Origin of the sequence: Streptomyces sp. H51 (genome assembly GCF_035656535.1) — a bacterium.
In the GTDB taxonomy this organism is placed as follows: domain Bacteria; phylum Actinomycetota; class Actinomycetes; order Streptomycetales; family Streptomycetaceae; genus Streptomyces.
Genome location: NZ_JAYMHD010000024.1, coordinates 17,058 through 39,784, shown reverse-complemented (window position 1 = coordinate 39,784; position 22,727 = coordinate 17,058). Strand labels below are relative to the sequence as shown.

At 74.1% G+C, this 22,727-nt stretch carries 19 protein-coding genes; 8 read left to right on the top strand and 11 right to left on the bottom strand.

All coding sequences use genetic code 11. The features are described 5' to 3' along the window. Window positions 1-359 precede the first annotated feature (359 nt). Window positions 360-3,233: an AfsR/SARP family transcriptional regulator gene (locus VKA29_RS07925; RefSeq protein WP_324784502.1), complete on the top strand. Its 2,874-nt coding sequence runs from the start codon at window positions 360-362 to the stop codon at window positions 3,231-3,233. Between the two features lie 64 nt (window positions 3,234-3,297). Here the strand turns inward: VKA29_RS07925 and VKA29_RS07920 are convergent, their stop codons facing one another. The 4 genes from VKA29_RS07920 to VKA29_RS07905 form a co-directional block, all read right to left on the bottom strand. Further along, on the bottom strand, window positions 3,298-4,653 hold the full coding sequence (locus tag VKA29_RS07920) for an erythromycin esterase family protein (protein WP_324784501.1): 1,356 nt from the start codon (window positions 4,651-4,653) through the stop codon (window positions 3,298-3,300). A gap of 130 nt (window positions 4,654-4,783) precedes the next feature. Next, the gene (locus VKA29_RS07915) at window positions 4,784-6,040 is read right to left on the bottom strand and encodes an MFS transporter (RefSeq protein ID WP_324784500.1); all 1,257 of its coding nucleotides are present in this window, start codon (window positions 6,038-6,040) and stop codon (window positions 4,784-4,786) included. Next, window positions 6,037-7,200, bottom strand: a complete 1,164-nt coding sequence (locus tag VKA29_RS07910; RefSeq protein ID WP_324784499.1) for a PLP-dependent cysteine synthase family protein — start codon at window positions 7,198-7,200, stop codon at window positions 6,037-6,039. The genes VKA29_RS07915 and VKA29_RS07910 overlap by 4 nt, the downstream gene beginning before the upstream one ends. A gap of 133 nt (window positions 7,201-7,333) precedes the next feature. Next, window positions 7,334-7,771: a hypothetical protein gene (locus tag VKA29_RS07905; RefSeq protein WP_324784498.1), complete on the bottom strand. Its 438-nt coding sequence runs from the start codon at window positions 7,769-7,771 to the stop codon at window positions 7,334-7,336. Between the two features lie 214 nt (window positions 7,772-7,985). On the opposite strand from VKA29_RS07905, the gene VKA29_RS07900 reads away from it, so the two are divergent. Beyond that, the gene (locus VKA29_RS07900) at window positions 7,986-8,426 is read left to right on the top strand and encodes a hypothetical protein (protein WP_324784497.1); all 441 of its coding nucleotides are present in this window, start codon (window positions 7,986-7,988) and stop codon (window positions 8,424-8,426) included. A 100-nt stretch (window positions 8,427-8,526) separates the two neighbouring features. On the opposite strand, the gene VKA29_RS07895 is transcribed toward VKA29_RS07900, so the two are convergent. Then, a complete protein-coding gene (locus tag VKA29_RS07895) occupies window positions 8,527-9,261 on the bottom strand; it encodes a DUF1775 domain-containing protein (protein ID WP_324784508.1) in 735 nt (244 codons plus the stop codon). 1,036 nt (window positions 9,262-10,297) lie between these two features. On the opposite strand from VKA29_RS07895, the gene VKA29_RS07890 reads away from it, so the two are divergent. After that, entirely contained in the window at window positions 10,298-12,937 is a 2,640-nt protein-coding gene (locus VKA29_RS07890) for a glycosyl hydrolase (protein ID WP_324784496.1), read from the top strand. Between the two features lie 46 nt (window positions 12,938-12,983). Here VKA29_RS07890 and VKA29_RS07885 read toward each other — a convergent pair whose 3' ends face one another. Next, the gene (locus tag VKA29_RS07885; protein ID WP_324784495.1) at window positions 12,984-13,292 is read right to left on the bottom strand and encodes an acetyl-CoA synthetase; all 309 of its coding nucleotides are present in this window, start codon (window positions 13,290-13,292) and stop codon (window positions 12,984-12,986) included. A 574-nt stretch (window positions 13,293-13,866) separates the two neighbouring features. Here VKA29_RS07885 and VKA29_RS07880 point away from each other — a divergent pair. After that, window positions 13,867-14,829, top strand: coding sequence for a ferritin family protein (locus VKA29_RS07880; RefSeq protein ID WP_324784494.1), 963 nt, complete (start codon window positions 13,867-13,869; stop codon window positions 14,827-14,829). Between the two features lie 200 nt (window positions 14,830-15,029). Here VKA29_RS07880 and VKA29_RS07875 read toward each other — a convergent pair whose 3' ends face one another. The 4 genes from VKA29_RS07875 to VKA29_RS07860 form a co-directional block, all read right to left on the bottom strand. Further along, entirely contained in the window at window positions 15,030-15,644 is a 615-nt protein-coding gene (locus VKA29_RS07875; protein ID WP_324784493.1) for a hypothetical protein, read from the bottom strand. Window positions 15,645-15,701: 57 nt separating this feature from the next. After that, entirely contained in the window at window positions 15,702-16,439 is a 738-nt protein-coding gene (locus VKA29_RS07870) for a rod shape-determining protein (RefSeq protein WP_324784507.1), read from the bottom strand. Window positions 16,440-16,519: 80 nt separating this feature from the next. Continuing rightward, window positions 16,520-16,894 (bottom strand): TraR/DksA family transcriptional regulator, encoded by a 375-nt coding sequence (locus tag VKA29_RS07865; RefSeq protein WP_324784492.1) that lies wholly within the window; start codon window positions 16,892-16,894, stop codon window positions 16,520-16,522. A gap of 46 nt (window positions 16,895-16,940) precedes the next feature. Continuing rightward, window positions 16,941-17,252, bottom strand: coding sequence for a TraR/DksA family transcriptional regulator (locus VKA29_RS07860; RefSeq protein WP_324784491.1), 312 nt, complete (start codon window positions 17,250-17,252; stop codon window positions 16,941-16,943). 348 nt (window positions 17,253-17,600) lie between these two features. On the opposite strand from VKA29_RS07860, the gene VKA29_RS07855 reads away from it, so the two are divergent. The 4 genes from VKA29_RS07855 to secD all read left to right on the top strand — a co-directional run bounded on the left by VKA29_RS07855 (window position 17,601) and on the right by secD (window position 22,122). Next, a complete protein-coding gene (locus tag VKA29_RS07855) occupies window positions 17,601-18,560 on the top strand; it encodes a sensor histidine kinase (protein WP_324784506.1) in 960 nt (319 codons plus the stop codon). Beyond that, window positions 18,557-19,216: a response regulator transcription factor gene (locus VKA29_RS07850; RefSeq protein WP_324784490.1), complete on the top strand. Its 660-nt coding sequence runs from the start codon at window positions 18,557-18,559 to the stop codon at window positions 19,214-19,216. The genes VKA29_RS07855 and VKA29_RS07850 overlap by 4 nt, the downstream gene beginning before the upstream one ends. Before the next feature lie 43 nt (window positions 19,217-19,259). Then, a complete protein-coding gene (locus VKA29_RS07845) occupies window positions 19,260-19,769 on the top strand; it encodes a hypothetical protein (protein ID WP_324784489.1) in 510 nt (169 codons plus the stop codon). Between the two features lie 94 nt (window positions 19,770-19,863). Next, complete coding sequence (gene secD / locus VKA29_RS07840) at window positions 19,864-22,122, top strand: protein translocase subunit SecD (RefSeq protein ID WP_324784488.1); 2,259 nt, start codon at window positions 19,864-19,866, stop codon at window positions 22,120-22,122. Between the two features lie 109 nt (window positions 22,123-22,231). On the opposite strand, the gene VKA29_RS07835 is transcribed toward secD, so the two are convergent. After that, window positions 22,232-22,516 (bottom strand): WhiB family transcriptional regulator, encoded by a 285-nt coding sequence (locus VKA29_RS07835; protein WP_324784487.1) that lies wholly within the window; start codon window positions 22,514-22,516, stop codon window positions 22,232-22,234. Window positions 22,517-22,727 lie beyond the last annotated feature (211 nt).

Sequence of the window (22,727 nt, the reverse complement as noted above, 5' to 3'; positions counted from 1 at the left end):
GACGAGCTTCTGTTCTGGAAGCTCGATCGCTTCGTACGTCGTCTCTCCGACCTCTCGACGATGATCGAGTGGAGCCTCGTCCCCGGCTCCGCGCTCCCCTCCCCCGAGTGTGTGCCGCATCCCTCGACCCGGCACACGAGGACCACGGCGGCTCCCACCGCCGGGCCGGCCCGCGTCACGCTCCCCCGTCCCCCGCGGTGGCCGGTGCGCCGGCGAGGCCGAACCGGACAGCGGACCTGCTGCCCTGCCGTGGATCCCACCTTGCCCGTCTGGCTGGGGACGAACCTTGGACTGACCTTGAATCGCCTGGTGAGAGCGGTGGCCGGGTGACTAACGTGAACCGGTGAGGGGAGGCGTGGATGGCGCTGGAGTTCGGTCTGCTCGGAACGATCGAGGCACGCCGGGAGGGCCATGCGGTGGACATGGGGCACCTGCGGCAGCGGTGTGTGCTGGCGGTGCTGCTCCTCGACGTCAACCGGGAGGTCGCGGTGGACGCGCTGGTCGACCGGGTGTGGGGTGACCGGCCCCCGCAGCGGGTCAGGGGAACGCTGTACGGATATCTGTCCCGGCTGCGCCAGGCGCTGGCGGCGGCCCCGGAGGTGGCCATCTCGCGGCGGCCCGGCGGCTATGTGCTGGAGACGAAGCCGCTGTCGGTGGATCTCCACCTGTTCCGGGACCTGGTCGCTCGTGCCCGGGCTGCCGACGACACGCAGGCGGCACCGCTGATGCGACAGGCGCTGGGACTGTGGCGGGGTGAGCCGTTCGCCGCCGTGGACGTCCCGTGGTTCCATGAGGTGCGCCAGACCCTCGAACGGGAGCGGCTCGCGGCCGAAGTGGACTACGCCGACCTCCGGTTACGCACCGGCCGGCACGGTGAACTGCTGCCCGAGCTCACGGTGCTCGCCGATGAGCACCCCCTGGACGAACGGCTGGCGGGCCAGCTCATGCTCGCCCTCTACCGCTGCGGGCGCACCGCCGACGCCCTGGCCCGCTACCAGGACACCCGGCGCCGCCTGGCGGAGGGACTGGGCACCGACCCCGCCCCTGCCCTGCAACACCTCCACCAGCAGATCCTCACCGCCGACCCGGCACTGGCACCCGCCCCCGCTTCCCGCACCGCCGCCGTGTCCGCGCCCGCACCCGCCACGGGACCGCGGCAACTTCCCGCACCTCCGCCGACGTTCATCGGTCGCATCCGCGAACTCGACCACCTGGACTCGGCGTTGGACGCGAGCACGGACCAGGGCGGCACCGTGGTGATCTCCGCGATCGGCGGCGCGGGCGGTGTCGGCAAGACCTGGCTGGCCCTGCGCTGGGCCCACCGACACCAGAAGCGCTTCCCCGACGGGCAGCTCTACACCAACTTGCGCGGCTTCGACGCGGCCGAGCAGCCGACGCCCCTGCCCACCGTCGTGCGGGGGTTCCTCGACGCGCTGGGCGCCGCCCCGGAGCGCATCCCGGAAGATCTGGACGCGCAGACCGCGCTCTACCGAAGCCTGGTCGCCGGCCGGCGCATGCTGATCGTGCTGGACAACGCCCGCGACGCCGACCAGGTCCGCCCGCTGCTCCCGGGCAGCCCCTCGTGCACCGTGCTGGTCACCAGTCGCAGCCGTCTGACCGCGCTGGTGGCCACGCACGGCGCCCGACCGCTGTCACTCGACGTCTTCGGACCGGACGACGCGCGGCAACTGCTGGCCGGTCAGCTCGGCGCGCCCCGGGTCGCCGCCGAACCGGAGGCCGTGGCCGCGCTGGTGGAGCACTGCGCGGGGCTGCCGCTGGCCCTGGGGATCGTGGCTGCCCGCGCCGCGGCCCACCCCGAGTCGCCACTCGCCGTGCTGGCCGAGGAACTGAGCCGGGCCGCGGAGCGCCTCGACGCGCTGGACATCGGCGACCTCTCCGCGAACCTCCGCGCGGTCTTCGCCGCCTCGCACCGTGCACTCAGCCCGCCGGCCGGGAAGCTGTTCGTTCTCCTGGGCCTGGCCCCCGGCCCGGACATCAGCCTGCCGGCGGTGGCAAGCCTCGCAGCCCTCGCACCGGCCCGCGCCCGGGCACTCCTGTCCGAGCTGGTGGCCGCCCACCTGGTACGGCAGGACACCCCGGGCCGCTACCGAATGCACGACCTGGTCCGCCTCTACGCCGCCGAACTCGCCCGCGGCCGGCCCGACCAGGACGTCCGGACGGCCCTGTCCCGGCTCGTCGACTTCCATCTGCACACCGCGTTCGCTGCCAACCGGCTCCTGGACGGCCCCCACACACCCTTCGAGCCCCAGTTGGAACCGCCGACGCCCGGGTGCGCTCCGGTGCGTCCGGCGGACGCGGCGGACGCGCTCCGGTGGTTCGACGCCGAACACGAATGCCTGCTCGCCGTCCAGTCCCTCGCCCTGGCCACCGGCCGTCACCCCCAGGTCTGGCAGCTGGCCTGGACGCTGATCTCCTACCACCTGGGCGGCTACCACCTGCCGGAGTACCGCACCGTCTGGCGCTCCGCCCTCACGGCGGCAGAACAGCACGGCGACGCCCCTGTTCCCAGGGCGCTGGCGCACTGGCGGTTCGGCCATGCCCGCGCCCTCGCCGGCGAGCACCGCGAGGCCCTGGAACATCTCGGTCTCGCCCTCACGCTCGCCGAGCGCGCGGAGGACACCGCCGGCCAGGCACACATCTGTCGCACCCTCGGCCGGGTCTGGGAGCAGTACGGCGACGACGAGCGCGCCCTCGAACACGCCCTGCGCGCCCTGTCCCTGTACCAGCGGTTGGACAACCTCATCTGGCAGGCCAACCAGCTCAACGCGGTCGGCTGGATGCAGGCGAAGCTCGGCCGCTATCCGCAGGCGCGCACCTTCTGCGAGCAGGCGCTGGACCTGTACCGCAGGCACGGGCGCCCCGCAGACGCGGCTTCGACCCTCGACAGCCTGGGCTACATCGCTCACCACACCGGCCGGCACACGCAGGCCCTGGACTACTACCAGCAGGCCCTGACCCTCTTCCGTGAGCTGTCGGACTTCGCCAGCGAGGCCGACACCCTCGCCAACATGGCCGAGACCCACCAGGCCATGAGCCGGCCCGCGCTCGCCCGCGAGGCCTGGCAGCAGGCTCTCGGCCTCTACGACGCGCAGCAGCGCGACACCGCGGCCCACCATGTCCGCCGCCGCCTCGACGCGCTGACGACGCCGGCCGTCCCGGAAGCCGGCACCCGGGACGACCGTGACGCCGCTGGTACCACCGGACCGAGGTGATGAATCCGCGTCTTCCCCAGTCCGCACCGCGGGCGGGGATCGGGCGGGAATCAGCACGCGCGCCCTACTCGGGCAGGAGCCGCGCGGCGTCGACGTGGTGGAAGTGGATCAGCAGGTCCGAGCTCCTGAGCAGCGACGTGACGGCCGGGGAGGCGGGCCACACGGTGCCGATCTCCCTGGTCGGGCGTGCCTCGGCCAGCCACTGCCGGGCGGGTCGCCGGACGGTGCGCAGGTCCAGCAGGTAGTCCGGGTGGGGCACGAGGTCCAGGGTGTACTCGTTGGTGCCCCGGGCCGGCGGCCCGACGGTGAACGTGCGCAGGGGCCGGGGCAGACGGCGACCGAGGTCGTCGTACGCGACGAAGGATCCCTCGCCGAAGCTGGTGCGGACGCTGAGGTACCCGGCGCCGAACCGGTCGCGCAGGAAGGCGCCCTGCGGCCGGGGATAGGCGGGGCTGTTGCTGACCAGCGCCACGTGGCCGTCGTGCGCGGCGAGCACGGTTCTGCTGCCGGTGTGCTCGTACCACCAGGTGAGGTTGGCGGCCATCTGCTCGTCGCGGTACAGATCCTGCCGGGCACCCTCGGTCTTGTTGTCGAAGGCGTAGAAGCGGGTGCTCTGCGCGATGACCCGGGCGTGCTGGACGGTGCAGTCGAATTCCCCGCGGTCCTTGCCCGGCGGCTGCGCGCGGAGCAGTTCGTACGCCTGCCGGGTACGCCGGGCCAGATCCAGGCGCTGGTCCTGCGGCCGGTTCCGGAACTCGCGGGTGGCGGCGAGCACGCCGCCCGTGGGGTGGTCCCGGTAGAGGCCGGTGAAGCGAGCGCGCAGGGCCGGGAACCGACGACCGACGTACCGCAGCACCCTGTCGTACAGTGCGGGTTCGACGGGAGCGATGTCGTCGCCCACGAACCGGAGCTTGCGGCTGCTGTGCGCGTTGTGGGCGCGCATCCACCGGAAGAGGTCCAGGTACTCCTGGTTGTTCCACAGCCGGTCCTCGCTCTGGAAGGCCTCACGCATGATCCGCCGGATGTCGCCCCTGCCGGTCAGCACCCAGTCGTCGATGCGCAGGCCGGCGTCCCAACCCGCCTCCCTGGCGAGGGAGGTGAACCCCTTCGCCGCCGCCAGGTACCGAAAGACCCGCTGCTGGAGGGTGAAGAACTGGTGCGAGCCGTGCGTGGCCTCTCCCACCCCCACGATCACCGCACCGTCCACGGCCCGGCCCAGCGGCCGCAGATCCCCCAGGTCGTCCATCGGCTGCCCGGGCGACAGCGCGGACGCCGCCCGGGTCAGTTCGGCGACGACCGGGTCGGGCGCGTATCCGCCCGCCCGGGCGGGCGCCGCCGGAACGGCCACCGTCAGCAGCAGGACCAGCGGGCCCAGCAGGGCACCGCGACGACGGCCTGGTATGCGAGACGCGGACTGCATGGGCCGGACTCCTCACGTCAGCCCCCTCGGGCCAGGATGTTCCACGCACCGGCGGCCCGCCCGCCCGCCGACCGCTCGTTGGGCCGATCGGGGTAGGCCACCGGGGCAGGGACGCGCTCCCCCGGCCGGCTCAGGCGGGCACGGGCTCAGGCTGCCGGGGGGTGAGGCGTCCGGTGCGGGACAGTGCGGCCACCGAGGCCGCGCAGGCGATCCCGGTGCAGGACAGCACCGACCAGGTCAGCCAGCGGGCGTCGTGTCTCTCGGCGAAGTCCCAGAGGGCTCCGGTGACGAGGTTGCCGAGGGTGATGCCCAGGCCGGAGACGGTGTTGTACAGGCCGTAGTGGGTGGCGACCAGGCGCTCGCCGGAGAGCGTGACCACGATGTCCATCTCGAACGGGTAGACCACCGCGCTGCCCGCCGCGAGCAGCACGACCGCCGCGACGAGGGAGGCGAGGACGGCCGTACGGGCGCCGGGCGGGGTCAGCGTGAGAGGCAGGAAGGCCGTCCCCATCGCGGCCAGGCCGCGAACCAGCGCCCGCGCCGGCGTCCAGCGCAGTTTCGCCCAGCCCGTGAGCCGCAGTTGTCCGAGGACGGCTACGGCGGCCGAGACGACGAACAGGCCGCCGGTGACCGCCGTACCGCTCGTGCCCAGGGCGTCGGCCGCGGCCAGCGGCAGGGCCAGATAGACCTGGAAACTCAGGACGTACGAGCCGATCATGGCGGTGGCGAACAGCAGGAACGGCCGGTTGGAGACGACCGTGCGCCACTGCGCCAGTACGCCCTCCGACGCCGGGGCCGCCCCGGAGGCGGTGCCGCGGCGGGCCGGCAGGGCCCGCCACTGCAGCAGGGTCAGGGCGGCGAAGACGGCGGCGGCGACCGTGCTCACGAGGCGGAAGTCCGCGGCCAGGAGGGCGAGTCCCACGAGCGGGCCGAGCAGCATGCCGGCCTGGTAGTGGACGTTGAAGGCGGCGAACGCGTCCACGCGCCGCTCACCCGCCTCGGCGGCGAGGTAGGCCCGTACCGCCGGATTGAACAGGGCGCCGGCGAAGCCGGTGGCGGCGGACGCGGCGATCAGCGCGGGCAGGCTGTCGGCCCAGCCGAGCAGGCCGAAGCCCACCGTGCGCAGCAGGCAGCCCACCATGATCGGGACCTTGTAGCCCAGGCGGTCGGCGATGGTGCCGCCGATGAGGAACATGCCCTGCTGGGAGAAGTTGCGCACGCCGAGGACGAATCCGACCGCCCAGGCGGCGAGGCCGAGGCTCCCGGAGAGGTGGGCGGCCAGGTAGGGCATGAGCATGTAGAAGGCGAGGTTGATGGCGAACTGATTGGCCATCAGAAGCCGTACGGCGGGCGGGAAGTCGCGGGTCCTGCCGCGCAGGGACGTCATCGGGCCGCTCCGTCGAGTGAGTGCCGGCCGCCGTCGGCGAGGGGGTCGGTGACGCGGGTGCACCGGGTCCAGCGGGTGACGACGCGTTCGCCGGGATGGCCGATCTCGTCGGGGTCGTCGGCGGGCAGGTGGCCCAGGAGGCCGTGTTCCCTGCCGTAGGTGTCGTCGAAGACGGTGCCGACGTAGCGTTGCGGGCCGTCGGGGAAGACGGCGACGATCCGGCTCTCGGCGGGCAGGGTGCGGGCCAGCCAGCGGGCGACCAGGGCGACGGCGCCGACGCTCCAGCCGCCGGTGGCGTAGTGGTGCCGGGCCAGGGTGCGGGCGGCCCAGACGGCTTCGGGTGCGGCGACCCAGTGGACCTCGTCGAAGAGGTCGTAGGCGACGTTGCGCGGGTGGATGCTGCTGCCCAGCCCCCGCATCAGGCGGGGTGCGGCGGGCTGGCCGAAGATCGTGGAGCCGGTGGTGTCGACGCCGACGACCTGGAGCCGGGGAAAACGGCCGCGCAGTACGGAGGCGATGCCGGCGGAGTGGCCGCCGGTGCCGACGGAGACCACGAGGGTGTCGATCCGGTCCAGCTGGGCGACGAGTTCGTGGGCGAGCGGCGCGTAGGCGGCCACGTTGTCGGGGTTGTCGTACTGGTCGGGACACCAGGCGGCCGGACGGACCGCGAGGAGTTCCTCGACGCGGTCGCGGCGGGACCGCTGCCAGCCCCCCTCCGGATGCGGGGCGGCGACCAGGTCGATGTCGGCGCCGTATGCGGTGAGCAGGCCGCTCAGGAGCGGTTCCATGCCGGGGTCGGTGACGACGGTGACCGGGTGGCCGTAGGTGGCGCCGGCGAGGGCCAGGCCGAGCCCGAGGGTGCCGGAGGTGGACTCGACGATCCGGGCGCCGGGCAGCAGCCGGCCGCGCTCGCGGGCGGCACGCACCATGTACAGGGCGCTCCGGTCCTTGATGCCGCCGGGGTTGTGGCCTTCGAGCTTGGCCCAGAAGCCGCGGCCGGGGGCGGTGAAGGGCTCGCCGATCCACAGCACGGGGGTGCCGCCGACCAGTCCGGCGGGGGTGCGGGCCGGGCGGGCGGGGTCGGCCGGAGGCAGTTGGGCCGGGTATGTGAGGCCGGCCGGGGACGCGGCGGGGTCGGGTGTGCGGGTGAGGTCGTTCATGGCGTGTCTCTCCTGCGGCCGGCGGCACGCTGCGGCGGCCGGCCGTACGGGGGGATGAGGTGGCGGGGGCGCTGTCGCCGCGCCGGGGCGCACGGGTGCGTCGCGCGCGCCGCGGCGCGGGCTCACCGAGCGGTCAGGTCCGCCACACGCCGAGCGAGGACCGTGACCGGCCGGTGGAAGCCGGGCCGTGTTCCACGAAGGAGGGCCGCGCGGCCGGCCGTGCCGGCGCGAGCCGGGCGCCGAAGTCATCGAGCGGCAGGGCGCACTGGATCACTTCCAGGGCCAGGGCGGCATCACGTGGCGCCTGCACCGGCGGCTCGTCCAGTCCCGCGCAGTGAGGTGAGGTGCCGCCCCCCGGGGCCGGCTGCCGGCCCGCCGTGTCCGACGGCGGTTCGAGGTGCTGAGCACAGCCGACGGAGACCGCCGGAAGGGCGTCCGCCTGTCCGGTGGCCTCCGACGTGGGGCCGTGTGCGCAGGCCAGCAGGTGTACCAGCGCGGCCAGCAGCACCAGCAGCGCCGCTCCGGTCCGCGCCACGGAGCGGCCGCTTCGGGGCGCCGAACCAGCCGTCATGAACGCAGACAGTAGCCAATCAGGCACATAAAGTTCCCGTGAAGCGCGGACGATGCCGGGTGATTCCGGCGTCGGACCGGCCGTCGCACGCGGTGAACGGCGTCCGGGGTTCGTCCGTACCCCAGGGCAGTTCGCACAGCACCGGAGAGGGGGAGGCGACGTGGCGCGGCGGCAACCGCGAGGTCCCGTCGGCCTGAGCGTGTCCTCGGCGTCCATGAGGCGCGCGGCCGTCGTCGCAGGCCTGGCTCTCCTTCCCGTGGCCACGGCCCGCGGCGGCGACGAGGACCGGGCGGCCGGGCAGGCCGGTCCGTCGAGGATCTCCGCCGCCCCGGCGGCCGGAGTGGTCCCGCCGGCCGGAGTCGAGGTGATCGCCGAGCTGACCGGATGCGAGCCCGGGATCCGCATCGAGGCGGACGAACCGCGCCAGGGCCTGTGCCACACGCCGGAGGTCGACTACCTGGTCACCACCTTCCCGGAGGAGAGGTACAAGCAGACCTGGCCGGACTCCGCCGCCGGCTACGGGGGCAAGTACCTCGTCGGCTCGCGCCGGATCGTCAGCGCGAAGGAGCCGGAGACGCTGGAGGAGTTCCGGACCGGGCTCGGCGGAACCGTGCAGCAACTGCGCGGCATCGGGCCCGTGCCGAGCGCGTCGTAGCGGCCCGGCCGTCGCCGCCTCCGGTTCGTGCTCAGCCGTTCACCGTTCCGGCAGGCCACGGGGCGGCACTCGCGCGCCCCGTGGACTCCCGCACCGTCCGTCAGTCCCCGGCCGAGGCACGGCGGCGCCTGGCCAGCCACCACGCGCCGCCGCCGAGGACGACGACGGCCGCGACCGTTCCGCCGGCGATCAGCCCTGTCGAACCGCCTTCGTCCCCGTCGGACGCGGCCGCGGTCGTGGCGGAGGCGGTCGCAGGCGTCACGGCCGCGGGCGTTTCGGTGGCCGACGCGGTCGGGCCGGTGGTTGCGGTGGGGCTCTGGCCGATGGGTGTGGCTCCCGCGGCGGCGGCCTTCAACTTCAGCACCGGCGCGGGCTGTTCGGGCTCCGCTCCGCCGCCGGGCAGCTCGATCCAGCGGGAGATCTCACCGTCGCTGTAGGTGTCGATGGTCTTGAACACCAGCTGCTCGGCGTCCGGCAGCTGCCGCACCTTGATCTTGTACTCGGCGTCGACGCCCGGCTTCAGGGCGGTCCCGCCGACGCTGTAGCCGTCGTCGGTCACCGTGAACTTCCAGCCCTTCGGCGCCTCGTCGAGCGTGACGTCGGCGGGAGCGATGCCCTCGGGCAGGACGACGCGCACCTCGCGGAAGCCCGCGTCGTCGGACTCGGCCTCGGAGACGAAGGTGAGGGTGACGTTCTCGGCCAGGGCCTGCGCCTTGTCGGCCTCGACCTCCGTGTGGGCGAAGGCCGGCCCGGCCAGGGAGAGGGTCGCCGTGAGGGCGGCGGCGCCGACGAGCGCGAGACGGCGGGACGTACGGGCAGGGCGGTGCGTGGGCATGGGCATGGGGATTCCTCGCTGATGGAGCCGGGCGGGCCGAAGCCCTGGCCCGGGTGAAGGGACGGTTCGGGACGCGGTCGCGCCCCGGTGGTCCCCTGCGCACCAGCGCGTGTTCCAGGGTTCGTGTCCCCGGCGCCCTCGGGGGCGCGAAGCGGCCGGCCGGCCGCAAGGCGAGCGGGGCCGGGACGGTGGCGGGGTGCGGGGCCGGCACCATCCGGGCGACGACGGCGGCAGCGACACGGCGCACCGCGCGGGCCGTGGCCAGTCCGGCCGCGACGGCCGCGTCCGCGCGCTGCAACAGCACGGCGACCACCAGCGCGGCGGCCACGTGGGCGGTCGTCATGACGGCCGACGCGTGGTGCCAGGCGTGACCGTCCCCGTGGACCGTCGTGAGGGATCCGTCCCCGTGGACCATCGCGGCATGGCCGTCCATGGGGTTCGCGGCGCGCCGGTGGTGCGTGCCGTCGACCTGGGTCAACGCCCGGTGCAGTACGCCCTGGGCGGCGAGCGTGCACGCGATCACGGCGGGCAGGGACGGCCGACGGCGGGCGAACGGCCACAGGAGGAGGAACTGGACGAGCGCGGACGTGGCCACCAGGCGCCAGGGAACGACCAGCCGCCAGGGAACGGCTTCCTCGGCGACCGTGTGATGGCCGAGCGCGGCCAGCACGCTGCCGACGAGGGCGAACAGCCCGGCCCGGGCGCAGGCCACGCCCCAGCCCGGACGCGCGCCCGCGTCCCGGCCGTCGCCCCCTGCCCTGTGATCACCCGGCACGGTCGCCCATCATCCCCTGTCCGGCCGCCGTCCATAACCCCGCGTCGCAACTGACGACCACGGCGGTCATCGCGGTCACCTCGTCGTATACGTCGGTGCCGGGCGGGGTGTTCACGTCTCCGGGCCGATGTCGGACGGCTCGATGTGCGGGTGTCGGTGACAGGTTCTGCTCAAAGACTTGTCCAAGTGCCGGACGGTTCCGGTCGTCGGTGGTCGGGTTCTCTGCAACAGCTGTACGACCACCCGTTCTGGGAGGATCTGGTGCCAGCACCGACCCGCAAGAGACGATGGTTCACGATCTGCGCCATCACCGCATCCGCCGCACTCGTCGCGTCGCCCGCGGGCGCGGCCTCCGGGAAGGGCCACAAGCCCTTCGGAGCGCGCACCCTCGCGCAACTGGCCGCCGAGCGCGAGCAGTCCGTGGGCGCCACGAGCCCCTCCGTGAAGGCCGAGGACGACGGCAATGAGGCGGACGAGATAGCCGAGGGGGCGCAGCAGTACGCCGAGGCCCGCACCTCGCCCGGCGTCGTCTCCCCCGGCGCGTACGGCGCGGCCTGGGCCGGCCTCATGAAGCTGCCGCGCACGGGCGGCAGCTGGCACGGTGTCACCGACCTGCCGTACGACTCCGACGATCCCCGCTACCGGGACATCGACTCCAACTCCAGCGGCGGTTCGGGCAACGTCACCGGCCGCATGGCCGCCATGGCCGCCGACGACCACGGTTACGTCTACGCGGGCAGCGCGGGCGGCGGCGTATGGCGGTCCAAGCGGGGCGGCGGGCACTGGAAACCCATCAGCGACAGGCTGCCTTCGCAGTCCACGGGCGCGCTCGCGCTGGACGGCGCCGGGCGGCTGTGGCTGGGCACCGGCGAGGCGACCACCAACGCCGACGCCTACCTCGGCAGCGGCGTCTACGTCCTGTCCCACCCGCATCACGGCACCTTCTCCTCCCGCGGCCGGGTCGGCGGCGACGAGCTGGAGTCCACCACTGTCCACCAGTTGCGCTTCGGCGGCGGCAAGGTGTGGGCGGCGACCAGCGAGGGCGTGTGGAGCCACTCCACGAATACGCTGAAGGGCGCCTGGAAGCTGGAGTACGCGCCCAACCCCGACTATCTGCCGGGCGGTTCGAAGGGCGACGCCCCGGAAGCCCCGTACAAGAACATCACGAACGACATCGCGATCGACCCGAAGGACCCGTCCAAGGTGGTCCTGGCGGTCGGCTGGCGCAGCGGTGACGACTACAACGGCTTCTACACCAAGGACGCCGGCGGCGCCTGGACGCGGATCACCGGCGGCCTGGGCGACCTGCCGGCCGACCCGGACCAGGTGGGCAACGTCACCTTCGCCCGGTCCGCCGACGGCTCGCGCTACTACGCCATCGACCAGTCGCCGGAGCAGCTGAACACCAACCCCGACAGCGGCCTCGAGGGCATCTTCGTCTCCAGGTCCGGCTCTCCCACCGGGCCCTGGACGAAGATCGCCGACTACCAGGGGCTGGCCGCCTCCGGCTCCGCGCTGACCAGCGCCGGTTACATGCCGGGCGTACAGGCCTGGTACAACCAGTTCCTCACCGTCGACCCGAGCGACCCGCAGCACGTGTACGCCGGGCTCGAGGAGGTCTACGAGACCAAGGACGGCGGCGGCAACTGGTCGACCGTGGGCCCGTACTGGAACTTCACCTTCTCCTGCTGGTCCATCGACCCGGCGAAGCAGAGCGGCGACTGCAACCAGACCACCCACTCCGACCAGCACGGCGTGGCGATCGGCCGCTACCACGGCAAGAGCTTCGTGTACGTCGGCAACGACGGCGGCGTCTACAAGCGCCCGGTCCACGGCTCCCAGGACGCCTCCGGCCACGCCACCGACTGGACCTCCCTCAACGACGGCACCGTCGACACCCTCCAGTACTACTCGGTCGGCGTCGGCAAGGACCTCGACCACGGCGGCGTCTCCGTCACCGGCGGGCTCCAGGACAACGGCCAGTCCGTCCTGCGCAGCAACGACAAGGTCATGGGCTCCGACTTCGGCGGCGACGGCGGCGACACCCTCACCGACCCGGCCAACGGCTGCAACATCGCCGAGGAGTACGTCTACCTCTCCGTCCAGGTGACCCAGAACTGCGCTGTGAACGACGGCGGTTGGATCACCGACCCGGCCAAGGCCACCTCGTACGGCGTCGCTCCGGCCGACAACGCCACCGGCGAAGCCCGCTTCATCGCCCCGCTCGCGGCCGACCTGAAGAGCAGTTCGACGTGGATCGCCGGCGGCCGCCACGTGTGGGTGCAGACCCACGGCTACGCCATCCGCAGCGGCGACGAGTGGAAGAGCGTGTACGACCTCGGCGCCGGCCGCACCGCGACCGCCGTCGCGGCCTCGGGCGGCAAGGTCTACGCGGCCTGGTGCGGCCCCTGCAACAACCAGGGCTTCGCCCGCGGCATCTCCGTCGGCAACGCGGACGGCACCGGCTGGCACGACATCGCCCTGCCCGTGGACGGGACGGTGCCCAACCGCTACCTCAGCGGCTTCGCCGTCGACCCGAAGAACGCCGACCACGTCTTCCTCGCCGTCAACGGCTTCTCCCGGCACTGGACCGAGGGCCCCGGCGCGGGCGTCGGCCACGTCTTCGAGTCCACCGACGGCGGCACCACCTGGAAGGACATCTCGGCGAACCTGCCCGACGTGCCGACCGACTCGGCGCTCGTCACGCCGAACGGCGGCCTCGCCGTCGGCACCGACCTGGGCGTCGTCTACCGTGCCCCGGGCCGCACCGAGTGGCAGCGCGTCGGCAGCCTCCCCGCGGTCGCCGTGCTCCAGCTGAAGCCGAGCCCCGACGGAAGCACTCTGTACGCGGCCACGCACGGCCGCGGCATCCGCAGCATCAAGGTGCGCGACTTGGGCTGACGCCGTCTCCTGACGGAGGGAGGGGTGATCCCGGGTGCTCCCGGGATCACCCCTCCCGCGGGTGCGGGGTCACCGTCAGGTCGAGGACGAAGGCGCCGCGCGCCGCGCCCGCCACGTCCGGGGCCTTCGCCAGCGCGGTGATCTCGGCGCCGCCGCCCCGGGTGCCCGCGCACCGGAGCGAGGCGTGCGCGGTGCCGTCGGCATCCACCCGCCATCCGGACACCAGGACGAAGACCGGCGCGGAACTCCGCACGGCCGTCCACCGCTTGTCGTCCGTGCGGGGCCGGAGCACCAGTGACACCACGGTCCCCGGGCGCACGCACACCCGCCGTCGGAGCGGGCCGGTCGACGCCACGGTGATCTCCGTCCGTCCCGCGGCACAGCCGGTGGCCGGAGCCGAGGACGAGGTGGCGGGCGCGGAGCGGCCGGGTGCCGTCGGGCTCGCGGCCCCGGTCGGGGGCGGGGCCGAGGCCGTGGGCGGCTGCGAGGCCGCGGGAGCGGAACCGCCCTGCGGCGCGCTGCTGGTGGGCGCACGGCCCGGCGGCACCGTCGAGCGGCTCTCCGACGCCCCTCCGGCCGATCCACCGGCGGCCGATCCACCGGGGGGCGACGCGCCGCAGGCGGCCAGGACGACCACCCCGGCGACCGCCCGTCCCGTGGCCCACCATCGCATCGCGACACCTCCGCCCACTTGCCGGATTCCCAGGATGCCCCGGCGTCGCCGACGGAGCGGCGGTCGCGCGAGAACTCGCCGAAGACCGGGGCGCGCCCCGTCCGCCGCCGGGCCGGCGCCGCCGTGGTGACCCGCCCTGTTCACTCGTCACGCCCACGTCGTCACCCGGGAGGCTCAGCAGACCGGGCGGTGGCGCGTTCCAGCGGTTCACATGTGCAAGGGGCGTGTCATCCGAGAGCCCCCGAAGGAGGAAGTCGTGTTCCGCTCTATCCGTACGCTGCTGGTCGGTCTGTGCGCACTGACCGCGGCGTCGCAGGCAGCGCCCGCCCTGGCCCTGGCCGGCCCGGTCGACACGCACCCGCGGGCCCATGCCGCCCGGGCTCTTCACACGCAGACGCTCGAAGACCTCGACACCACCATGAAGGGCGAGGCGTTCGCCTTCGCCTCCTACGACCTCTTCGGTACGCAAGCCGACCGCGAAGGCTTCACCGACGTCGGACGGCTCTTCCGGACCACGGCACGGACCGAACTGAACGAGCACCTGCGCGAGGCGGCCACGCTGGCCGGCGTGGTCGGCTCCGACGCGGCCAACCTGCGTCAGGCCATCAACGGTGAGACGTACGAACACGAGACCATGTACCGCGAGTTCGCGGAGCAGGCCCGGGAGGACGGGGACGAGAACGCCGCCGAACTGTTCACGGAGATCGCCGCGGACGAGGGCCATCACCGCGACGCGTTCCGTGCGGCGCTCGCCGTCCTGACGACCGGTCAGGGCACCATCCCGGCGCCGCCCCCGGTCGACCCGGTCTCGGTGCCCGCCGGGCCGCCGCAGGTGCACGCCGCGCGGACGAAGGCCAACCTGGACACCGCGATGCACGGCGAGGCCCTCGCCCACGCCAAGTACATGCTGTTCGCGGAACACGCGGAGCGGACCGGAAACCCGGCACTGGCCCGCCTGTGGGAAGGGACGGCCGCGGTCGAGCTGCGCGAGCACTTCGCCGGCGAGGCCGTCCTGGCCGGCCTGGTGCGCGGCACGCGGGAGAACCTGAAGCGCGCCATCGCCGGTGAGCGCTCGGAGGCGACCACCGTCTACCCGCTCTTCGCCGCGCGGGCCGCCGCCGTCGGCGACACCGCTGCCGCCCGCTACTGGCTCGACACCGCCCGGGACGAGGCACGGCACTCCGCCGCCTTCCAGGCGGCGCTGATCCGGCTGCACTGAGCGCGGCAGTCCCCCGTACCGGCCGGCCCCGGCAGCCTCCGGCCGGTACGGGCTCGAACCGCCCGCGCCCCGCCCGCCGCGCACGTCACCCCGCGCCCCCGGCCGGCCCCGCACGCCGGCCGGCACCGTCCACCACGACCGGCACGCCGACGCCACGACCGGCACGGGGGCGCACCGTCCGTCCGGCCCGGCTCCAGGGCCTACGGCGATGTCGTCCAGCGGGGTGCCGTCTCGGCCCAGGCGGTGTCCCAGGCGGCGAGATTGCGGCGCTGGACGACGCGGCCGACGGCCCCGTAGGCGGCGGCCGCGGTGGCGTGGACGCCGAGGGCGGCGAGAATGGCCGTGCCCATCGCGCGGCTGCGGACCTGGCCGGGGCCCATGGGCGGGTCGGTGAGTTTTCCGTCGGTGCCGACCCAGACCCGGACGGTGCTGCCCCGGGGCAGGGCGGGCCGGACGTCGGTCGTGGCGGTGCGGGTGCGTCCGTCGGGGCCGGTGAACCGGACCTCGGTCGGGTAGCGGGTCTTCCTGGCCTCGACGGAGGCGGGTTCGGGGTGGCGCCGGGCGTCCTCGACGAGGGTGGCGGTGATGTGGTGGCGGGTGGCTGCCTGGTACCGGGCGGTGCGGGAGTAGTGGTGGTAGGAGGCGTCGCCGGCCAGGAACATGGCGGCGGGGGTGGCTGCCAGGGCGGCCAGGACCAGGCCGAGACCGGCCCATGCCTGCACCAGGTCGCTGCGCCGGCGCAGCGGGTTGCGCCGCAGCCGCCAGAGCGTGACCTGGGGCGGTTCCTTCGGGGGTGGGGGTGTGCGGCCGGGCACGTGTCCTCCTTTCGGCGGTTGACGCGGCGGATGCGGAGTGCCGACGGGACAGCACGCCTAGCGGGAGCGGACGGCCGGGGGCAGCGGGCCGGAGGCGGAGGGGTGGGTGTGGGCGGCCTGCAGCAGCCTGGCGGCGCCGCGGACGGCCGCGGTGTGCGGGGCCGGCACCACACGCAGCGGAGCGTGCAGCCGCCCGGTGAGGTGATACGTGATCTCGGGGCGCAGGGCGCCTCCACCGGCCAGCAGGATGCCGCGGTGCAGGGCGTCGACGGTGAGCGAGGTGCGGTCCTGGCGGAGCATCGCGGTCAGCATCGCCGCCACCGCCTCGGCGATCTCCTCGGCTGTGGCCGGTCCCTTCAGGTCGCTGGTGCCCAGGGCGGTGCGGCGCGCGTCGGTGATGTCGCCGTCGCCCAGCAGTACCGCTTCGGTGAGGTGGGCGCCGATGTCCACCACCAGCAGCGGACGGGACAGGTCCGCGCCGGCCGCCGCGGCGACGGCCCGGGCGCTGGGCACGGTCAGCACGGTGCGCGGGCGCAGCACCTCGATCGCGGCGCGGGCCTGGGTGCGGTAGGCGACGCCGTCCAGGACCGGAGCGGTGACGATGACCATGGGGCGGGTGAGGCGGGGCAGGCGGTCGGCGAGCAGGCGCTGCAGCATGCGGGCGCACCCGGGCGTGTCGACGATGGTGCCGCGCTGTATGGGGTGCACCGCGTCGGCGCCGGGGAGGGTGACGGTGGGGCCGTCGACGACCACACCCCGGCCGGCGATCCAGACGCGGGTGCGGTCGCTCCCCATGTCCAGGGCGATGCCGCAGCAGCGCCGGCACGTCGGCCAGGGCCGGTGCGCGGCGGCGTCCGGGTGCGGAGACGTGCCGGTCACCGGGCTGCCTTCCTGACCTGCTGGCAGCGTCCGCAGTAGCGGGCCTGCGGCACGATCACCAGCCGTTCCCGGTCGAGGGGCCCGCGGCACAGGTGGCAGACGCCGTACGTGCCCTCGTCCATGCGGGCGAGGGCGGCCTCGACGTCGGCGAGGACCATGCGGGCAGAGGCGGCGAGCTTGACGTGTACCTCGATCTGCGCGGCGTCCCGCTGCTCGAGCCGGACCTCGGTGCGGGAGGCGACCTCTCCGGCGAGCTGCTGCAGTTGCTCCCGGCGGAACAGCAACTGCTCGTGCAGGGTCTCGCGCAGGGCGGCAAGGTCCTCGGCCGACAGGTGTGCCGTGCTCTGGCCGATGGTCTGGTGGTTCACCACTTCACCCCTTTGAGGGCAGGGCGTCGGAGGGTCGGTGCGGGCGTGGTCAGGTGGTGCGGCGTCGGCAGGCGACGCAGAAGCGGGTGTAGGGGAGGATCTCCAGCCGTTCCGCGGGGATCGGCTGGGTGCAGCCCAGGCAGGTTCCGTAGGTGCCGTCCTCGACGCGGGCGAAGGCTTCCTCGATCTCTTTCAGGGCTCGCTGCATCGCGCTCCGCTGCTCGGACAGCAGGTGGTCGTCCGGGGTCTGTCCGGTCTCGTCGATGGCCTGCAGCTGCGCCAGCCGGGAGCTGCGGGCGTGTTCCAGGCGCTGTCGCGCCTCGTGCAGGTGGGGTTCGGCCCGGGTGACGTCGAGCGACATGGTCGATCCCTTTCTCGAGGACTCGCCGCCCGCACGGCATCGTGCGGGCGGGTGCCGGACGGCGAACCGCCCGGCGGGGTCGCCGGGCCGGCCGTCGGCCTGCCCGGTGCCTTCCACCCTGGCCGGGCCGGCGGCGGACGCCTATCGGGCGTGGGCCCCATTTACGCCGGGCCACGGGATCCATGCGGTGACGCGTGGGTGGCGCGCGTACCGGAAAATGGGGTCCGGGTCCCATCGACGGGGCACGCGGGACGGGGCAGGCTGGCCGTGGACTCACTTCGAGCACCCGGCACCGTGAACGTGGCGGGCCACAGTGGAGGTGAAGTGAGAAGGGAAGGCATGGGGCGGGTGTCCTTGTTCTGGCGGATCTTCGCCCTCAACGCCGTGGTGCTGGGCACCGCGACGGCCCTGCTGCTGTGGTCGCCGGTGACCGTCTCCGTACCCGTTCTGCTCACCGAGGCGATCATCCTGGTCGCCGGTCTGGCGGTCATGCTGGTCGCCAACGCCGTGCTCCTGCGGCTGGGCATGGCCCCGCTGGACCGGCTCACCAAGCTGATGACGACGGTGGACCTGCTGCGCCCCGGCCAGCGCCTGCCCGCTTCCGGCGGCGGCGAGGTCGCCGAGGTGATCCGCACGTTCAACGCCATGCTGGAGCGGCTGGAGCAGGAAAGGGCCACCAGCAGTGCCCGGGCGCTGCTCGCGCAGGAGGCCGAACGCCGCCGCATCGCCCAGGAGCTGCACGACGAGGTCGGCCAGACCATGACGGCGATCCTGCTGGGCCTCAAGCGCGCCGCGGACGACGCGCCGGAGCCGCTGCGCAAGGAGCTGACCGAGGTGCAGGAGATCACCCGGCAGAGCCTGGACGACGTCCGCCGCCTGGTGCGCCGGCTGCGGCCCGGCGTGCTGGACGACCTGGGCCTGGTCAGTGCCCTGACCTCGCTCACCGAGGACTTCGCCACCCACACCGGGCTGCGGGTCACCCGCCGCTTCGACGCCGACCTGCCCGCCCTCGCCCCGGAGACGGAACTGGTTCTCTACCGGGTGGCGCAGGAGTCGCTGACCAACGTCGCCCGGCACGCGGAGGCCGAACAGGTCACCGTCGCCCTGCGTCACACCGACGACGGCGTGGTGCTGACGGTCACCGACGACGGCTCCGGCATCAAGGCCGCCCGGGAGGGCGCCGGCATCCGCGGCATGCGTGAGCGGGCCCTGCTCGTCGGGGGCAGCCTCGAGTTGAGCCCGGCCCCCCGCTCCGGCACCCGGGTCCGGCTCGCCGCGCCCGTCTCCAGGAAGCAGCCCAGCCCATGACCGGAACGACCGCGATTCGCATCCTGCTCGCCGACGACCACGCGCTGGTACGCCGCGGGGTGCGGCTCATCCTCGACCAGGAACCGGACCTCGAAGTGGTCGCCGAGGCCGGTGACGGCGCGGAGGCCATCGAGCTGGCCCGCACCCGGGACGTCGACCTGGCCGTGCTCGACATCGCCATGCCCCGCCTGACCGGACTGCAGGCCGCCCGCGAACTGGCCGTCCTCAAGCCGGGCCTGCGGATCCTGATGCTCACGATGCACGACAACGAGCAGTACTTCTTCCAGGCCCTGAAGGCCGGTGCGAGCGGGTACGTGCTGAAGTCCGTCGCCGACCGGGATCTGGTCGCCGCGTGCCGGGCGGCGATGCGGGACGAGCCCTTCCTGTACCCCGGCGCGGTCACCGCGCTGATCCGCAACTACCTCCAGCGGGCCCGCCACGGCGAGGAGACCCCCGACCAGATCCTCACCCCCCGTGAGGAGGAGGTCCTCAAGCTGGTGGCCGAGGGTCACTCGTCCAAGGAGATCGCCGACCTGCTGTTCATCAGCATCAAGACGGTCCAGCGGCACCGCGCCAACCTGCTGCAGAAGCTGGGCCTGCGCGACCGGCTGGAACTCACCCGCTACGCCATCCGCGTCGGCCTGATCGAACCCTGACCTCCCGCCCGCACCCACCACCGTGACGAGAGGGGGACGGTGCATGCACCCCGTCACGCGCGCCGTCCCGGCCACCGGCGCCGCCCGGCCGCCGGCCGTCGCGGTGCTGGCGGCCGTGGTGCTGACGCTGCTGGCCGTGCTCGGCGCCGCCGGACCGCCGACCGGTACGACGGATGGGCCGACCGCCGGCACGCGGGTCGGGCCGTCGCCCGCCGCGGCGGTCGAGGCGGCGGGCGGGACGACGGTCGGGACGACGGTCGGGACGACGGTCGGGACGACGGTCGGGGGTGCCACGGCCGGCCACCGGGGCGACACGGTGCCGCACGCCGGCGACGGATGCGACGCCGTCTGCGGCGTCCGGGCGGCGACTCGCCAGGAGCCGCACCGCGAGCACCCTCCCCCGCGCGCCCACCTCGCCACCTGCGGTCCGGGCACGCACATCGCCTCGCCCCGGTCGGCGCCGCTCCCGGCGCCGACCGGGCCCACCCCTTCGTCCGCACCGCACACACCCCACGACCGCGGGCGGGCACCGCCCGTGCACTCCGGCACCTGACACCCCTTCATTTCGCACTTCACACCCCACCTCACCGGGCTGCTGCCTTCTCCTGGCCGCGGCCCTGGCTGCGGTGCGCCTGCCGGAGGCCCCGTTGAACCGTTCGTCGACCCGTTCTGCGCGGGTGAGGGCGCTGCTCGCCCTCGCCGTGATCGCCCTGTCCGTGTACATCGCCGTCACCGTGCCGGTCCGCCTCGGACTCGACCTGCGCGGCGGAACCCAGATCGTGCTGGAGACCCGCTCCTCCCCCACCGCCGAAGCCGACCGCGATGCCACCGACCGCACCCTGGAGGTGCTGCGCGGCCGTATCGACGCGCTCGGCGTCTCCGAACCCACCCTCGTCCGCTCCGGCGACCACCGGATCATCGTCGAACTGCCCGGCGTGCAGGACCCGAAGGAGGCCGCCGACGTCCTGGGCCGTACCGCGCAGCTCACCTTCCATCCGGTGCTCGGCACCGCCGACGCCGCCTCCCGCTCCGCGCCCGGGCGGGCCGGCGAGCGGGTCCTGCCCGACGAGTCCGGCGGGCAGCTGCGTCTCGGGGCCGCGGCCCTGACCGGCGGGCACGTGCAGGAGGCCGCGGCCCGGTTCGACCAGCAGGGCGGCGCCGGATGGCACGTCACCGTCGACTTCGAGGGCGCCGGCCGCGAGGGCTGGGCCCGGCTGACCGGTGAGGCCGCCTGCCACCCGGCGGGCGATCCGGCACGGCGGGTGGCCATCGTCCTCGACGACAAGGTCATCTCCTCACCGCAGGTGGACCCGGGGGTCGCCTGCGGCGCCGGTATCCGCGACGGCGCCACGCGGATCACGGGCTCCTTCGGCCCGGAGGAGGCCCGCGAGCTGTCGCTGCTCATCAACGGCGGGGCCCTGCCCGTGCCGGTCGAGACCGTCGAACAGCGCACCGTCGGCGCGACCCTGGGCGCGGCGGCCATCACCGCGAGCGCCTGGGCCGCGGCCGTCGGCACCGCGCTCACCGCGCTGTTCGTCATCATGGTCTACCGGCTGCTGGGCGTGCTGGCCGCCGTCGCCCTGGCCTGCTACGGCCTGGTCTCGTACGCCGCCCTGGCCGCGCTCGGCGCCACTCTGACCCTGCCCGGCCTGGCCGGTTTCGTCCTGGCGATCGGCATGGCCGTGGACGCCAACGTGCTGGTCTTCGAACGGTCCCGCGAGGAGTACGCGGCCCGCCGTCGTCCCAGCCCCCGCTCGGCGCTGGCGGCCGGGTTCCGCAACGCCCTCAGCGCGATCGCCGACTCCAACATCACGACGCTGATCGCGGCCGCTCTGCTGTTCTTCCTCGCGTCCGGGCCGGTGCGGGGCTTCGGCGTCACCCTCGGCATCGGCGTGCTCGCCTCCATGTTCAGCGCCCTGGTGATCACACGCGTGCTCGCCGAGTACGCCGCCGGCCTCCCCCGGGTGCGCCGCAGTCCCCGCCTCACCGGCATCGCGACCACCGGCGCCGTCCGGGACCGCCTCGGCCGCCGCGCCCCCCACCTGATGCGCCGCCCCCGCCGCTGGCTGGCCGCCTCGGCCGCCGTGCTCGTCCTGGCCGCGTCCGGCGTCGCGGTGCGCGGCGTCGACCTGGGCGTGGAGTTCACCGGTGGCCGCCTGATCGAGTACACGACCGACGCCCCCGTCGATGCCGACCGGGCGCGCACCGCGCTCGCGCGGGCCGGCTTTCCCCGGACCGTCGTGCACGCCTCCGGCGACACCGGCCTGACCGTGCGCACCGATCCGCTGACCGACGTCGAGGAGGCCGAGGTGACCGGCACGGTGCGCGACCTCGCCGGAGGGGCGGACAAGGTCCGCGACGAACTGATCGGCCCCAGCCTCGGGCAGGAGCTGCGCCGGGGCGCCCTGATCGCACTCGCCGTGGCTCTCGGCGCGCAGCTCGTCTACCTCGCGGCGCGCTTCCGCTGGCTGTTCGGCACCGCCGCGGTCGCCGCCCTGGCCCACGACGTGGTGATCCTCGTCGGCGTGTTCGCCTGGCTCGGCAAGCCCGTCGACGGGGTGTTCCTGGCTGCCCTGCTCACCGTCATCGGCTACTCGGTCAACGACTCCGTGGTCCTCTTCGACCGCGTCAGGGAACTGACCCGCAGGTCCCCCGAGGAGCCGCTGCCGGACCTCGCGAACCGGGCGATCCTGCAGACCCTGCCCCGCACCGTGAACACCGGCCTGGGCGCCGCCTTCATCCTCACCGCCCTGGCCGTGTTCGGCGGGTCCTCGCTCACCGATTTCGCCCTGGCGCTCCTCATCGGGCTGGCCGTCGGTACGTACTCCTCCGTCTTCACCGCCGCCCCGGTGGCCGTGGAGATCCACCGGCGCACCGGCCGGGCCCGCCCGTCCCGGCGGCGCTGACCCGGCCGGCGGTTGCCCGCTCTTCGGCCCCCGGTCCGGCGACGGTATCCGCGGATGCCGTCGTGCAGCGGGGGCCGGGCGGGTGTCCCGTTCGGTCCGGGGAGGCGGTTCACGCGGTCGGGGGCGACGTTTCCCGCACCGCCCGGCGGATGGCGCGGCGCTGGGCGGCCGTGGTCGCACCCCAGATGCCGTGGTCCTCACCGTGGTCGATCGCCCAGTCACGGCAGGCGATGACCACGGGGCACCGGCGGCACAGCGCCCGGGCCGGGGACTCCTCCCCCGCGAAGGCGGCGGAGTCGGAGAGCGGGAAGAAGAGTTCGGGGTCCTCCCCGACGCAGGCAGCACGATCACGCCAGTCGGTGTGTGCGCGGGTCGCGTGGAGTGAGCCTGTCATGGTGCACCTCTGATCGGCCTGACAGCAGGCAGTGCGAGCGGTGGTCACGGCACACGGGTGCGCCGCGTGCCCGGCAGAGGTGCGTAACAGCATAGGACCAAATGCCTGATTTGCGACAGGTGGCGGAGCTGCGGGCCGGGCCGCTGCCGCCCCAGGGCTTCCTGGCGGACCGTCGGCCCCACGCCGGCGTGCCTTCCGGACGCCGCCGGCC

Bases quoted from the DNA above. Each gene is read 5' to 3' on its own strand.
- VKA29_RS07925 (WP_324784502.1), top strand. From the start codon at position 360: ATGGCGCTGGAGTTCGGTCTGCTCGGAACGATCGAGGCACGCCGGGAG.
- VKA29_RS07920 (WP_324784501.1), bottom strand. From the start codon at position 4,653: ATGCAGTCCGCGTCTCGCATACCAGGCCGTCGTCGCGGTGCCCTGCTG.
- VKA29_RS07915 (WP_324784500.1), bottom strand. From the start codon at position 6,040: ATGACGTCCCTGCGCGGCAGGACCCGCGACTTCCCGCCCGCCGTACGG.
- VKA29_RS07910 (WP_324784499.1), bottom strand. From the start codon at position 7,200: ATGAACGACCTCACCCGCACACCCGACCCCGCCGCGTCCCCGGCCGGC.
- VKA29_RS07905 (WP_324784498.1), bottom strand. From the start codon at position 7,771: ATGACGGCTGGTTCGGCGCCCCGAAGCGGCCGCTCCGTGGCGCGGACC.
- VKA29_RS07900 (WP_324784497.1), top strand. From the start codon at position 7,986: ATGAGGCGCGCGGCCGTCGTCGCAGGCCTGGCTCTCCTTCCCGTGGCC.
- VKA29_RS07895 (WP_324784508.1), bottom strand. From the start codon at position 9,261: ATGCCCACGCACCGCCCTGCCCGTACGTCCCGCCGTCTCGCGCTCGTC.
- VKA29_RS07870 (WP_324784507.1), bottom strand. From the start codon at position 16,439: ATGGGGAGCGACCGCACCCGCGTCTGGATCGCCGGCCGGGGTGTGGTC.
- VKA29_RS07860 (WP_324784491.1), bottom strand. From the start codon at position 17,252: ATGTCGCTCGACGTCACCCGGGCCGAACCCCACCTGCACGAGGCGCGA.
- VKA29_RS07850 (WP_324784490.1), top strand. From the start codon at position 18,557: ATGACCGGAACGACCGCGATTCGCATCCTGCTCGCCGACGACCACGCG.
- VKA29_RS07845 (WP_324784489.1), top strand. From the start codon at position 19,260: ATGCACCCCGTCACGCGCGCCGTCCCGGCCACCGGCGCCGCCCGGCCG.
- VKA29_RS07835 (WP_324784487.1), bottom strand. From the start codon at position 22,516: ATGACAGGCTCACTCCACGCGACCCGCGCACACACCGACTGGCGTGAT.